Consider the following 12,497-nt stretch of genomic DNA (forward strand, 5'->3'; position numbering starts at 1 on the left):
ACCTATTGTCCCGTCACCAGAACGCTCTTCAGCCCGCTTCTGCGAACCTCGGACATGACATCAACCACGTCCTGGACGTTTGCATCCGGGCCGGACCAGATCGCGACGACACTGTTTTCCTTGAGCGCGGAAAACAGTTCCGCCATGTCCGCCTTCATCAGGGGGCGGCCATTCAGGTCCAGCTTTTCCGAGGTGTAAATACGCAGGTAGGCGGGCCTTTGCGCCGCGCCGCCACCTTCAGCACCGCTGGAAATGTCCAGCGACTGGTACCGTGTGAAGCTGGACGCCAGCATGAAGAACAGCAGCAGCAGGAAGATGACGTCGATCAGCGAGGTCAGGCCGACGGGCTTGCGCCGCACTCTTGCTTTAAACTGCATGCCTCGTCTCCGAAGCCTCCAGGGCCACGATCCGGGCCGCACCGCGTTCGGCGATCGCCCCGGTGAAGAACGCCGTGACCAGCGCTTCCATCTCGGATTGCTCCGCCTCGATACGGCTGTCAAACCAGCCGACAATGGCCGACACGGGTATTGCGACCGAAAGGCCGACGGCGGTTGTCAGCAAGGCTACCCAGATTCCACCGGCGAGAACGGAAGGGTCCACCGCCGCGCCGGCGCCCTGCATGGCCTGAAAGGCCTCGATCATGCCGAGTACGGTCCCCAGAAGGCCGATCAGCGGTGCTGTCTGCGCGATCATGTCGAGCGGGCGAAGGTATGCCCTCAGCGTGTTGATCCGCTGGATACAGATCCGCTCGACGTCCTCTTTCAGAAGCTCGGTCCTGGTGTTGCCGCAAGCGCTGCCCTGCACGAGCTTCAGCATGATGTCGGCAACCACGGATTTTCCACCGGCCGCCATCGTTTTCGCTTCCTGAGGCCGGCCGTCCAGCCAAAGGTCCAGCGCCCTGCGGGCAGTACCGAAACGCCCGACACCCAGATACAGGAACTGCAAAAGCTTGGCGGCAATCAGCGCTGCCGCCACCAGGGAAAGGGCAAGCAGGAACAACACCACCGGGCCGCCCTGATCGACGAGGCCGGTCAACGGAGACAGGAAGTGCGGCAGGGCCGCGGTAGGGACATCAGGCATTTTGATCACGCTTGGGTTTTCATCAGAGGATCAGGTCGATTTCCGACCGTGAGTCGATCCGCAGCAGCGGCAGGCAGTCCTGTTGGGCGGTGTCCTGAAGGTCACAGGCGCGCACCTCGTTCACAAGGACGCGAGAGATGCCGGTACAGTCTCCCTTGGCAACGTCATATTGCCGGACACGCGTCTTGCCGGTGGGGAGATCGCCGAAGTCGATAGCCGCATAGCCGGAAACGCCGTCGGACGTGTCGAACATCACCAGGTCGAGGCCAAGGGCGTCTACGGGAGTTGGCAAGGTGTTGCGGATGACGAAGGTCAACCGGCAGGACCCGTCGACCGTCTCCGCATCGTTCAACTGGACGGAGATCGCTTCGCTTGTCTTGGAGGCGGTTTGGGACGCTGCCTGAGACGCCGATTGCGCGTTGGCTGCGGCAGCAAACTGACTGCTCAGCATCAAGGCGAGCGCAACCGCCCGAACCGGCGCCGAAACCAAAGATCTCTTCATCCCTTCGCTCTCCCGTAGCGGCTCGCGGCCTGGTTCCTGATAAGAACCTCGGCCGCGCGCCATTCGAGTTAAAGACTTGTCTCCAGGGCAGCACGTGGGTGGCATCGGCGAAGCCGGATGGGGGTATCAATCCGCGAAAAGGGCTGTCCTGTCGGGACGCACGAAACGCACGATTGGCTTTCAGAACTGCTGGAGATTTTTGAAGGCTGAGGCGGTCTGCGCGATCATCATCAAGACCGTCGCTGCCCTGGCTAATCGATCTTTACACCGAAAGCAGCGGGTGAGGGAACCGGTCCGGATTAAAAAAGTTGAATTTTTAATTCAGAATTTAAACAGGTCACCGGCGATGCCGGGACACAGACCATTTCAGCGCCCGCCAGGCGAGCCCGCAGGCCGCAGACTTGCCGTCCTGAAGTACCTTTCAGAGCACTCGTCAGAAGACAGGTAAGATGAAGGTCATTGGAATGGAGAGCGCTTGTGGGCGCAGCTAAACCCGATCGAAGCACGCAAGCCGCCAGTTCGCTGCTGACCCTTGGCGGATGAGCCGTTGCCAGTCGTCCGTTGCCATCGATCGCCGAAATGACAGAAAGCAAACCAAGTCTGTCTCTGTCGAGAGAAACGGCATTGCGGTAAGCGTCAATTCTCTTCTCGTTATACCCAAATTGAAAGAGAGTGGATTTACAGGTCACATTTAGAGTTTATCTTGCGGCGAACCAAAAATATTCGCCCAAATGGCCTGCGTTCAATCCGGGTCGGTTTCAATGGGCATATCAGCAAAGGGAGCGGCATGCCTCTGATCAATTACGTAACCCGGGTCCAGTTCGGTTTTGGCGAGCTTGCCACGTTGAAAGAGGAACTGGCGCTCGCCGGAATTTCGCGCCCGCTCGTTGTGACGGACAAGGGCGTGCGCGGGCTCGGATTTCTCGACAAGATTGAAGCCGTCCTCGGCAAGGAGCTGGCAGGCGTCTACGACGAGACCCCCGGAAATCCGAATGAGGCGGCCGTTCGTGTCGCGACTGACTTGTTCAAAGAGGTTGAAGCCGACGGAATTATCGCCATTGGTGGCGGATCGGCGATCGATCTTGCAAAGGCGGTTGCCATCCTCGCCGCACATGGTGGCGCCCTGAAGACCTATGCGGTCATCGAGGGTGGCCTGCAAAAAATCACGGCCAAGACCTGGCCGACCATCGCCATTCCGACAACGTCAGGCACAGGTAGCGAAGTTGGACGCGGGGCGATTGTGATACTGGATGATGGCCGAAAAGTCGGCTTGCTGTCTCCATTCCTTGTTCCGAAAGCTGCGATTGTCGATCCGGAATTGACCATGACGCTGCCGCCCGTTTTGACTGCAGCCACTGGAATGGACGCGATCTCGCACTGCATCGAGACCTATCTTGCCCCGTCATTCAATCCGCCGGCAGACGGCATCGCACTTGAAGGACTGCGCCGCGCCTGGGCGAATATCCGCAAGGCGACGGAAACACCGGATGACAAGGACGCCCGCGCCAACATGGCAATCGCCGCAACCATGGGCGCCATGGCCTTCCAAAAAGGGCTGGGCTGTGTGCACAGCCTCAGTCATGCGCTCGGCGGGCTCAATCCGAAACTGCACCACGGCACCTTGAACGCGGTGTTCATGCCTGCGGTTCTGGAATTCAACAAGGCGGCCCCGACATCCGTCAACGAGAACAAGTATGCCCGGATGGCCGATGCCATGGGGCTGGCAACCGGAACGGATATCGGAGCGGCCATCAAGGAGATGACGGCGGCCATCGGGTTGCCCGTCAGCCTGTCGGAGCTGGGTGTTTCCGAAAATCTCTTCGACCGCATCATTCAGGGTGCCTTGGCCGACCACAGCCACAAGACCAACCCCATTGACGCAACCGCCGACGACTATCTCAGGATGCTGCAAGCTTCTTATTGACGGGACCGTCTCTGAAACTCCCTTGAGCGCTCTCCGGACCACAGCACCACCCAGAATCGCCCAGAAACGCGGTGTCGGTATTTATGGAAGCTGGTGGTCCGGAATGCGTCCCCATTTTGGTCGTTCGTCGGCTTTCCGTTTGCTCCCAAAAGCCATCATTCATCGCATACGGATTGACCGTTCATTTCGCGTCGGGTGAAGGTGCTATGGGTAGGACCTTCTAAACCTTACCAGGTGCGCTATTTTCAAAGGCAGGGAGTTACCGACAATGCGCGGATCACATATATTGGTCTGAAGCATGAGCGACCAGAAAGAGACCGGAGACTGATGTGTCACCAAGTAAGGGCCGCGTTGAAAGACTGATTGACAGGATAGGCGCTGAATTTCAGTCTCATCTCATCGACTTGCGGAACACCTCCACAGTCTTTGATATTCAAGACGGCGCCGTTCAAAAGATGATCTCACGCGAAGCGCCATTTGGTGTCATTGGGATCAAGATCCTGGTGCGCAATCCCGGAGACGTAAATCGTCTTTTTGAGCACCAATGGAATTTCAGTATTGGGATCACCGGATGTGAATTCACGCTTTTGGACGTCGATTACCAGAACGACGTTTTGGTTGGTGATGCGAATTCAGCCGAATTCGTTGGGCACGAACACATTGCCTACAAGTCGGTTGAACACATGATTGCCTTTCATGGCGATGAGTTCGGCATAGGAAAGGTCTTCATCGAAAAAATTGGCACTTTCTGCCCCAGCCTGCTTGAAAAGCCACCATTGTTTTTTCGAATGCCGCGCAGGGCAGCACCCGCCTACAGATACACAGAAGCACCCCAGGCCATTCGCGAGGAGGTGGGCCTATCGCTTGATGGCGGCATGCTTCTGATTGAGGCGATGATCAAAGAACATGGGATTGCCCCTTATACGATCCTTCTGTCCTTCCATTCTGACGAAAACTTCTGGCTGGTTGACCTCCCAGAAACGCTTGTCGACCGGTACCAGCACGGCCTCATTGATCCGAGCCTTGGTGAACACCATTCAAATCTTGAGGTTGGGGTATCCATTACAGCGGAAGCCCTGAGGAACAGGGTTCGGCAGAAGCCAAACAGCGCTGAGCGTGATAATGGCGTCTTTTTCTCCATGTCCGGAAGCGGTTCTGCGTCAGGTTATTTGAGCGGACTGAATTGACTTTCCGTTGGCTGGGGTCATCTCTGTTGCAGTGAGAAGGCGCGCAATTCCCGACAACCTATTCTCTGACACGATCTGGACCTTGGCTGCGTGGCGCACCAATGTCCGCTTCGCTTATCGCTGCGGCCATTACCCGACGGTCCGCTGCCGTTCATCGGTGGAACTGCATGCTGCGCGCCGGCCCGCCACACCACCCATCCACTGCTGCGTTATCTACCTCACTTCCAAGGCCCACTTAGGGGACTTGGCTGCCATCTACATTGTCGCGGGCAACGTCTGCTTTCTCACTTCGACGAGGCTTGCTGGAACACCTCGTACTGTGCGTCGAATGCTCGCTTGTAGGCGGGTCGCTCTGCCGCACGCGCGATGTAATCCATAAAGATTGGATACTCTTCCAGTATGCCCGATCCCTCTAACCTGCGGATCGCGTGAACCATAAGGATATCGGCTGCGCTGAAAGGTCCGGCCAACCAGGTCGGCTCTCCCAAGGCGGCGGCGAGTTGATCCAGCCGTGTTCGGATGCGGTCATCGACCATGGCGAACCGTTCCGCTTGCCAACTCTTATCGGCCTCGAAATACTTGACGTAGTCGCGCTCGACGATCGGAGGCTCAACCGTGTTCAGGGCAGCGAACATCCAGCTTATCGCCCGTGCGCGTCCTGCTCCATCGCCGGGCAGCAGGCCAGCGTGACGCTCCGCGATGTGGAACACGATGGCCCCAGATTCGAACAAAGCCACGTCACCGTCTTCATAGGTTGGTATCTGACCGAAGGGCTGGAGGGCGAGGTGCGCTGGCTGCTTCAATTCTTTGAAAGTCACCAGTCGCACATCATAGGACTGGCCGGCTTCCTCAAGCGCCCAACGGACACGCATATCACGCGCAAGGCCGACACCTTTGTCGGGAGATGATTTGAATGCGGTGATGGTGGGCACGGGTTCTCCAACGCGAATTTTGGATGGGTGCGTTTAAGAAAAGTCTCTTACAAAGCTGACTTTGCTGCAAAATGCAGCATTGGTCAAAGCGGGCTCCAGGCAGCCTTTCGCCGTCGTGACGCGCCTATCCCTACCTCGTGGTGCTGGTCGACACAAACGGCCGAATCCGGACATTCACCTTCGATTGGTTCAATGGCGGCTTCGCGGCCCCACATAGGTCGTTTAGTTCCGTATGCAAGTTTCCCTGAAGCAGACATAGGCAGCGCGACTCCTGTCGGGAATTGATTTGAATTCCAGCAGCTAACATTCGATGTCTTTTAAGAGGTAAGCCACTTAGGAAGTGTTGTACCTCGAACCATTGAACAATACGCCGTTCGTGTATTTGAGGCCGCTGTCACAAGCGACTGTAACGACGGTCGCGGTCGGTCCGAGTTCTTTGGCGAGCTCGATTGCTGCCAGCACGTTTATTCCAGTCGACGTTCTCTTCGCTCGCCAGACGCTGACATACAACGCGGGCCTGGCCTCCGGCACGCTGCGTGCGTCTTGGTTGCCACCTACGCCTCAAGCGATAAGCAGCGATGCTTCAGGTTGCAGCGGAAATAGCGAGGCATGAGCATAATTTGGACAGATTGTGGAATGACCGGGCCTGCCATGGCCAGAATGATGGGTTGAGCGATAGGCCAACCTTAAAAACAAAAAATTTCAATGTCTTGGAAAGAGAAATGGCGGACAGAGAGGGATTCGAACCCTCGATACGGTTGCCCGTATACACGCGTTCCAGGCGTGCGCCTTCAACCACTCGGCCACCTGTCCGTCGCAAGCGTCACCCGCTTGAGTGGGGCGCAATATACCCATGGCGCGATCAAGTGCAAGCACTTGAACAAGTTTTTTTTTCGGTGCCTCGCCGCTGTGGATTGTCGAGGGGTTGCGGGGCTCGGACGAGCTGCAAAAAACGGCTGTAACGTGCCATGCAGCCGGCAATGCCTGGGCCGAAAAAATCTTTCCTGTCGTGGCAGTACCAAGGCGGTTTGTCTGCGGCTGGAGGCTGGCCGGGCGCATGTATGGCCGCGCAGAATCAGCGTCTGGTGTTTTCGAAGGTCGAGAGACGTCTCGCAGGCAAGGTCATGGCACGGATTAGTCTCTGTGCGGGAAGATAACCTCGCTTGGGGTTCGGCGTTGCGATAGGCCGGGGAGACGAGGCGGCCACGGTGTGACACAGGTCTGAGCAGGCGGCTTTGTGCTTGCGTATTGGGGAAATGCTGCACTGCAACTAACGCGCTGCCTGAATTTATTTCGAAGCATTTGAAACGAAAACACTTGCGAAAGCCGGGAACCAAAGTCACAAGAATGTGTTGAATATCAAATCTTGTTCCTGCGCGGGGTGATATTACCCTAAAGGAATGCTCAACATCCGGCGGCTAATATTTGAAGGCCTGACTGGAGCGAGCGCTCCGTTTAATATTTTGGCAAAGCTGAAAGCAAAGCGATGATCAGTGTTTTGAAGTTTTTATTCCGCATCCTCGGCTACGGCTTTGTCGCCGTCGCGATTATTGCCGGCATTTCCGATGCAAGTTCTTCCATTGCCCTGTCCGAAATCCGTCTGGCCCAGCTTGGCCAGGTCTGGCAGAACCTGTCGCCTGCCTCTCTCGAAATGGCGGAAGCCCACATCGTGGCGTCTTTCGACCCGACGGTCTGGCAGACCCTGAAAGAGACTGTCCTGACCTGGCCGGTCTGGGCGGTCTTCGCTCCGATCGGCCTGGCGCTGCTTTGGCTGGGAGCCAAGCGCCGCAGCCAGCGTGCGCTTTACGCCTGACGCGGTTTCTTGCAGCACCAGACGAGGTGTCGCAAAACGGCAGTTTCCGCTCACACGCGAACACCGTTGCGTGACGGGCCTCTTGGAAAGCGGGCGCAGCTGCGCCACATTAGCTCCTGAAATAAGCCGACTGCTTCTCGGGAACCTCGAGAGGCCTTGTCGGCATGTGTGGGAGAAAGCCATGTCGTTCATGACGATGCTGACCAAGAAATTTTCGCTGCCGGCCAAGGACGAGGCCCTGCCGGGGCGTTCCGAGGCGATCCGGCCGGCCGAGCCGCATTTCGTCAACGGACGGCCGCTCGCAGGCCCCTATCCGGACAAAATGAAAACCCTTGTGGTCGGAATGGGCTGCTTCTGGGGCGCTGAACGCCTGTTCTGGCAGCTGCCCGGTGTCTATGTCACCGCGGTCGGCTACGCGGGTGGATATACGCCTAACCCGACCTACCATGAAACCTGCACCGGGCGCACGGGCCACACGGAAGTGGTCCTGGTCGTTTATGACCCGGCAGAGATTTCCCTCGGAGATCTTCTGAAGGTCTTCTGGGAAAATCACGACCCGACCCAGGGCATGCGCCAGGGCAATGATACCGGTACCCAGTATCGCTCGGCCGTCTACGTGAGCGAAGGCGACGACCTTGCCGGTGCCGAACAGTCGAGGCAAGCCTATCAGGCTGCCCTGAAGGCCGGTGGCGTGGCAAGCTCCATCACGACGGAAATCCGGGAGCTGGATACCTTCTATTTCGCCGAGGATTACCATCAGCAGTATCTGGCCAAGAACCCGGCCGGCTATTGCGGGATCGGCGGCACGGGCATCTCGTGCCCGGTCGGGCTGGGCCAGACCGCCTGAAGGCTGTCCGATCGCTAGCTTGGTTCCGGTTGAATTCAAGACGGGGCAGTGCCAGTGACGGCGCTGCCCCGTCTTTTTGCATTCTCCGGCGCCTGAAGCCGGCAGTGTTTCAACCGTTTCCCTGCCGAGGTTGGCCATATTGAAAGTCAGCTGGCGCGGGTCAAGAAAGTCAGGATCTAAATAAGTACAATTTCGTACATAGCTTATATCTTTCAATACTCTAGGGAAGTTTCAGGCTTTTTTAAATTTGCGCTGCGAGGATTGACCTGACGCATGGGCGTTTAAGGATCGACTTCGTGAGCCGTTCGGCAAAAATTTTTGCAACCGGATACTTCCTGGCCAGCTGCCTGTTGATGCTGGTCGGCTCGTTGATGCCAGCGCGCGAAGGGCCGGTCGCGGTATTCGCATGGCCCTGGGGTGAAAGCGCGGTCAGTGTCATCGCCAGATCGGGTGGCCCGGTACTGTTCGTCGGGGACAGAAGCTGGGTGGCGCTCACCGAAGCCGGTGAACAACAGTCCATCGCAAATCTTTACCGGTCAGGCGCCGGTTTTGTGGCGTCTTCCTTCATCGCGCAAGCCTGTGCGCGATTGAGCGGTGTCTCCCTGGAGCAGTTGAAATGAACGGTGTGGAAATGTCTCAAGCGGATCAGATGTCGGGTCAGCTTTCCGGTCTGGACCAGTTCCGGCAGAAGTTTGCGCGGATGCTGATCCATTTTATTTGGGTGAATGTCTTCCTGGTCATGGGAACGGCCTGGTGGGTAGGCTATGTTTCGCTCGTGGCGGTTTGCGGGGCAGCCTTGCTCCTGGGTGTTGCGGCCACCGGTACATGGATCAAGTTCGGAGCCGGCGTCGAAACGCGTCTTGCCACCTCCATGTCCCTTGCCGGGCTGGTTGCCCTGTTCGTGGCCGCTCTGGCGACGCCGGATGGCCAGATCACCTATCAGCTCGACGCGCATATGTATTTCTTCGCCGTTCTGGCGATCCTGGCCAGCTGGGTCGACTGGCGGGCGCTGGTTGCCTATGCAGCCGTCGTCGCCGTGCACCACCTTGTCCTGAATTTCGCCATGCCCTGGGCCGTTTTCCCCGGTGGGGCGGATTTCAGCCGCGTGGTCTTTCATGCGCTTGTCGTGGTTGCGGAAGTCGGCGCACTCTGGTGGATGACCGACAGCCTGGCACGAGCGTTCGCCGCTTCCGACAAGGCACGCGAGGAGGCCGAGGCCGCTCGCGCCCAGGCAATGGTGCTGCAGCACCGGACCGCTGAAAATGACGAGATGGAGCGCGCCAAGCAGAAGGTCATCAACGAACGCATCATGGCGTTTGAAAGTGATATCGCTGCCAAGCTGGACGGTGTCGGCCTGAAAGTGCGCGAAATGCGGGATGCCGCAACCGAGCTGGGCACCGTTGCCGAAAACACCTCGTCGCGTGCAGGCTCCGTATCGGATGCGTCCGAAACGGCGTCCTCAAACGTGCAAATGGTTGCTTCCGCCGCAGAAGAGCTGTCGTCCTCGATCGCGGAGATTTCGCGCCAGGTCGAACAGACCACCGGCATCGTCAACCGGGCGACGGAAAATGCGCAAACCAGCAACAGCAAGGTCGCGGGCCTTGCGAATGCGGCCAATCGGATCGGCGAGGTCGTCACGCTGATCCAGGCGATTGCCGAACAGACCAACCTTCTGGCTCTCAACGCCACCATAGAGGCGGCCCGCGCGGGCGAAGCTGGCAGGGGCTTTGCGGTTGTTGCTGCCGAAGTGAAGGAACTGGCGACACAGACGTCCAAGGCAACGGAAGAAATCGGCGCCCAGATCGCGGCGATCCAGGCGGAAACCAAGGACGCGGTGGAATCCATCGGAGTGATTGCGACGACGATGGACGAGGTCAACAGCTATACGGCCGCCATTGCTGCCGCTGTTGGTGAACAAGGCGCGGCGACCCAGGAAATCTCGCGCAATGTGGCGGAAGCCGCGGACGGCACGGGACGGGTTGCCAACAACATCGACGGTGTGCGGGAATCTGTCGAACGCACCAGCCACTCGGTCGGTTCCATGGTCGAGGCGGCCGAGACCCTCGATCTGGAGACCCAGGACATGCGCCGTGCAATCACCGCCTTCCTGAAGGATGTCGCGGCCTGAGAGTACGGCCGCAACAGATCGTGATCTTCTGAAACCGGCGGCCAGTCCGCCGGTTTTTTCGTTCTTGGGGTGCTCTCCTGTCCTGCATGCTTGACCTGATGTCGCTTGAATGCCATGAGCCGCCCCTAACGAACCAGCGTAGCGAATGAAAACGTGCCACGCTGGCAGCATTCTTCACCCTTGCGGACACTGACGCCAAACGATGCCTGCATCCTCCTTCGCGCCTGGAACGGTCCTGCTGCTGGACCTGTTGAAGCAGCGGTCTGCGCTGTTGTTTCAGGCGCCGGATGAGGTGATCACCTGCTCCCGGCTCGAGGAGGTTCAGGGCTGCCTCGAACAGCTTGAGGCCGCCCAGGCGGACGGGCGCCATGCGGCAGGCTACCTTGCCTATGAACTGGGTTTTGCCTTCGAGGAAAAGCTGCGGCAACGGTTTCATCAAACAGAAGAGCCGTTGCTCTGGTTCGGGCTGTATGGCGCGCCGGAGGAACTGGGTCTCGACGAAGCCAAAGCTATGCTGGAAAGCGTGGCTGGCGACGGCGAGGCTGCCATCGGCAAGCCGGAGTTCGATATGGACAGGGCCGCTTACGATACGGCCTTTGCCCGCGTCCGCGACCATCTGGCGAAGGGCGACATCTATCAGGTCAACCTGACCATGCGCGCGCGGTTCCGGCACCAGGGGGCTCCTGAACGGATCTTCCAGACCCTTCTGCGTCGCCAGCCGGTGGAATTTGCCGCTTTCCTGCGCCTTGAAGACCGGACGATCCTGTCTCTCTCGCCGGAACTCTTCCTGGAGCGCCGGGGCACCTGCCTGCGGACCAAACCCATGAAGGGCACCGCGCCCCGAGGGCGTTACGCTTCCGAGGACGCCACGATTGCACGCACGCTCTCAAGCGATCCCAAGCAGCGGTCCGAAAACACCATGATCGTCGATCTGATGCGCAATGACCTGTCGCGCATCGCCGACACCGGCACGGTCAAGGTGACCAGGCTGTGCGAGGTGGAGCGCTACCAAAGCCTTCACCAGATGACCTCGACGGTCGAAGCTGAAGTTCCTGATGACGTCGGCTTTGCACGCATCGCCGAACATCTCTTCCCCTGCGGTTCGATCACGGGAGCGCCGAAACTCAGCGCCATGCAGATTGCCCAGGATCTGGAAACCGGCCCGCGTGGCGTCTACACCGGTTCGATCGGCTATCTCGCGCCTGGAGGCGATTTCCGGCTGAATGTCGCCATCCGGACGCTGGTGCTGCGAAACGACGGCAGCGGCGAAGCCGGAAGCGGGTCCGGCGTGATCTTCGACAGTGGCGCGTCTCCCGAATACGACGAATGCGCCTTGAAACTGAGGTTCATGAGTGAAGACACGCCCGGCTTCGATCTGATCGAGACGCTGGCTTATCACCCGGGCGACGGCTACCTGCTTCTGGAACGGCACATGCAGCGCCTGCAGGCCTCATCTGCCTATTTCGGCTTTCCTTACCGCGAAGAAGACGTGCGTGAGGAGCTTCTGCAGCATGTTCGCATCTTTGCCGGTTCAAGGCGTGTGCGGCTGTTGCTGTCGGCGGATGGCGGCATTTCGGTCACGTCGACGGATCTTCCGCCGGCCGGTCAGGAGGCCGTTTTCAATCTGGTGATTGCGCAAGAAACCACGTGGTCAACCGACAGATTCCTGTTCCACAAGACCACCAACCGGGCCTTCTACGATGACACGCGCCAACGGTATCAGGCGGAAACCGGTTGCCAGGAGGTGCTGTTCCTGAACGAGAACGGCTATCTCACCGAGGGCAGCTACACCACTCTTTTCGTGAAACGGAACGGCAGCTTGCTGACGCCTGCGCTTCGTCACGGGCTTCTCCCCGGCATCTTCCGGGCGGGGCTTCTGGAGCGTGGTCTCGCAAGCGAGGCAGACCTTGCGCTTCAGGATCTGCAAGAGGCCGAGGAAGTCTACGTCGGCAATTCCGTGCGCGGTCTGATACGCGCTCGCCTGCTTTCGGAACAAGCGAGTGGTTCGTGGCACATGGAAGCCGGGCAACACAAAGAAGCCACCCGCAAGGCAGGGTGATAACCGTTACGCTAAGAGAGCAGCG

The 12,497-nt window shown here is 58.7% G+C and carries 11 protein-coding genes and 1 tRNA gene; 7 read left to right on the top strand and 5 right to left on the bottom strand.

The window, feature by feature from the left end; genetic code table 11:
• Positions 1 to 2 precede the first annotated feature (2 nt).
• Genes J7447_RS18080 through J7447_RS18090 form a run of 3 tightly spaced genes read right to left on the bottom strand, consistent with a single transcriptional unit; the run spans position 3 to position 1,582 of the window.
• On the bottom strand, positions 3 to 377 hold the full coding sequence (locus J7447_RS18080; protein ID WP_209170502.1) for a biopolymer transporter ExbD: 375 nt from the start codon (positions 375 to 377) through the stop codon (positions 3 to 5).
• Entirely contained in the window at positions 367 to 1,080 is a 714-nt protein-coding gene (locus tag J7447_RS18085) for a MotA/TolQ/ExbB proton channel family protein (RefSeq protein WP_031268875.1), read from the bottom strand. The genes J7447_RS18080 and J7447_RS18085 overlap by 11 nt, the downstream gene beginning before the upstream one ends.
• Positions 1,081 to 1,102: 22 nt before the next feature.
• A complete protein-coding gene (locus tag J7447_RS18090; protein ID WP_209170503.1) occupies positions 1,103 to 1,582 on the bottom strand; it encodes a hypothetical protein in 480 nt (159 codons plus the stop codon).
• A 787-nt stretch (positions 1,583 to 2,369) separates the two neighbouring features.
• On the opposite strand from J7447_RS18090, the gene J7447_RS18095 reads away from it, so the two are divergent.
• Both J7447_RS18095 and J7447_RS18100 read left to right on the top strand, forming a co-directional pair.
• A complete protein-coding gene (locus tag J7447_RS18095) occupies positions 2,370 to 3,506 on the top strand; it encodes an iron-containing alcohol dehydrogenase (protein WP_055657394.1) in 1,137 nt (378 codons plus the stop codon).
• Between the two features lie 329 nt (positions 3,507 to 3,835).
• Positions 3,836 to 4,693: a hypothetical protein gene (locus J7447_RS18100; protein WP_145903644.1), complete on the top strand. Its 858-nt coding sequence runs from the start codon at positions 3,836 to 3,838 to the stop codon at positions 4,691 to 4,693.
• Between the two features lie 284 nt (positions 4,694 to 4,977).
• Here the strand turns inward: J7447_RS18100 and J7447_RS18105 are convergent, their stop codons facing one another.
• The gene (locus tag J7447_RS18105; protein ID WP_081713246.1) at positions 4,978 to 5,565 is read right to left on the bottom strand and encodes a glutathione S-transferase family protein; all 588 of its coding nucleotides are present in this window, start codon (positions 5,563 to 5,565) and stop codon (positions 4,978 to 4,980) included.
• 783 nt (positions 5,566 to 6,348) lie between these two features.
• Positions 6,349 to 6,438 (bottom strand) — tRNA-Ser (locus tag J7447_RS18110).
• Between the two features lie 685 nt (positions 6,439 to 7,123).
• On the opposite strand from J7447_RS18110, the gene J7447_RS18115 reads away from it, so the two are divergent.
• The 5 genes from J7447_RS18115 (at position 7,124) to pabB (ending at position 12,472) form a co-directional block, all read left to right on the top strand.
• Complete coding sequence (locus tag J7447_RS18115; protein WP_145903647.1) at positions 7,124 to 7,438, top strand: hypothetical protein; 315 nt, start codon at positions 7,124 to 7,126, stop codon at positions 7,436 to 7,438.
• Positions 7,439 to 7,619: 181 nt separating this feature from the next.
• A complete protein-coding gene (gene msrA / locus J7447_RS18120; protein WP_209170504.1) occupies positions 7,620 to 8,285 on the top strand; it encodes a peptide-methionine (S)-S-oxide reductase MsrA in 666 nt (221 codons plus the stop codon).
• Positions 8,286 to 8,581: 296 nt separating this feature from the next.
• Positions 8,582 to 8,905 (top strand): hypothetical protein, encoded by a 324-nt coding sequence (locus J7447_RS18125; protein ID WP_022999673.1) that lies wholly within the window; start codon positions 8,582 to 8,584, stop codon positions 8,903 to 8,905.
• Positions 8,902 to 10,413 carry a methyl-accepting chemotaxis protein gene (locus tag J7447_RS18130; protein WP_062490604.1) on the top strand — a complete coding sequence of 504 codons (1,512 nt, stop codon included), beginning with the start codon at positions 8,902 to 8,904 and terminating at the stop codon, positions 10,411 to 10,413. The genes J7447_RS18125 and J7447_RS18130 overlap by 4 nt, the downstream gene beginning before the upstream one ends.
• Positions 10,414 to 10,615: 202 nt before the next feature.
• Positions 10,616 to 12,472 (top strand): aminodeoxychorismate synthase component I, encoded by a 1,857-nt coding sequence (gene pabB / locus J7447_RS18135; RefSeq protein WP_209170505.1) that lies wholly within the window; start codon positions 10,616 to 10,618, stop codon positions 12,470 to 12,472.
• Positions 12,473 to 12,497 lie beyond the last annotated feature (25 nt).

The sequence above is a fragment of the Labrenzia sp. R5_0 genome (genome assembly GCF_017743835.1).
GTDB classification, from domain to species: Bacteria; Pseudomonadota; Alphaproteobacteria; order Rhizobiales; family Stappiaceae; genus Roseibium; species Roseibium algicola.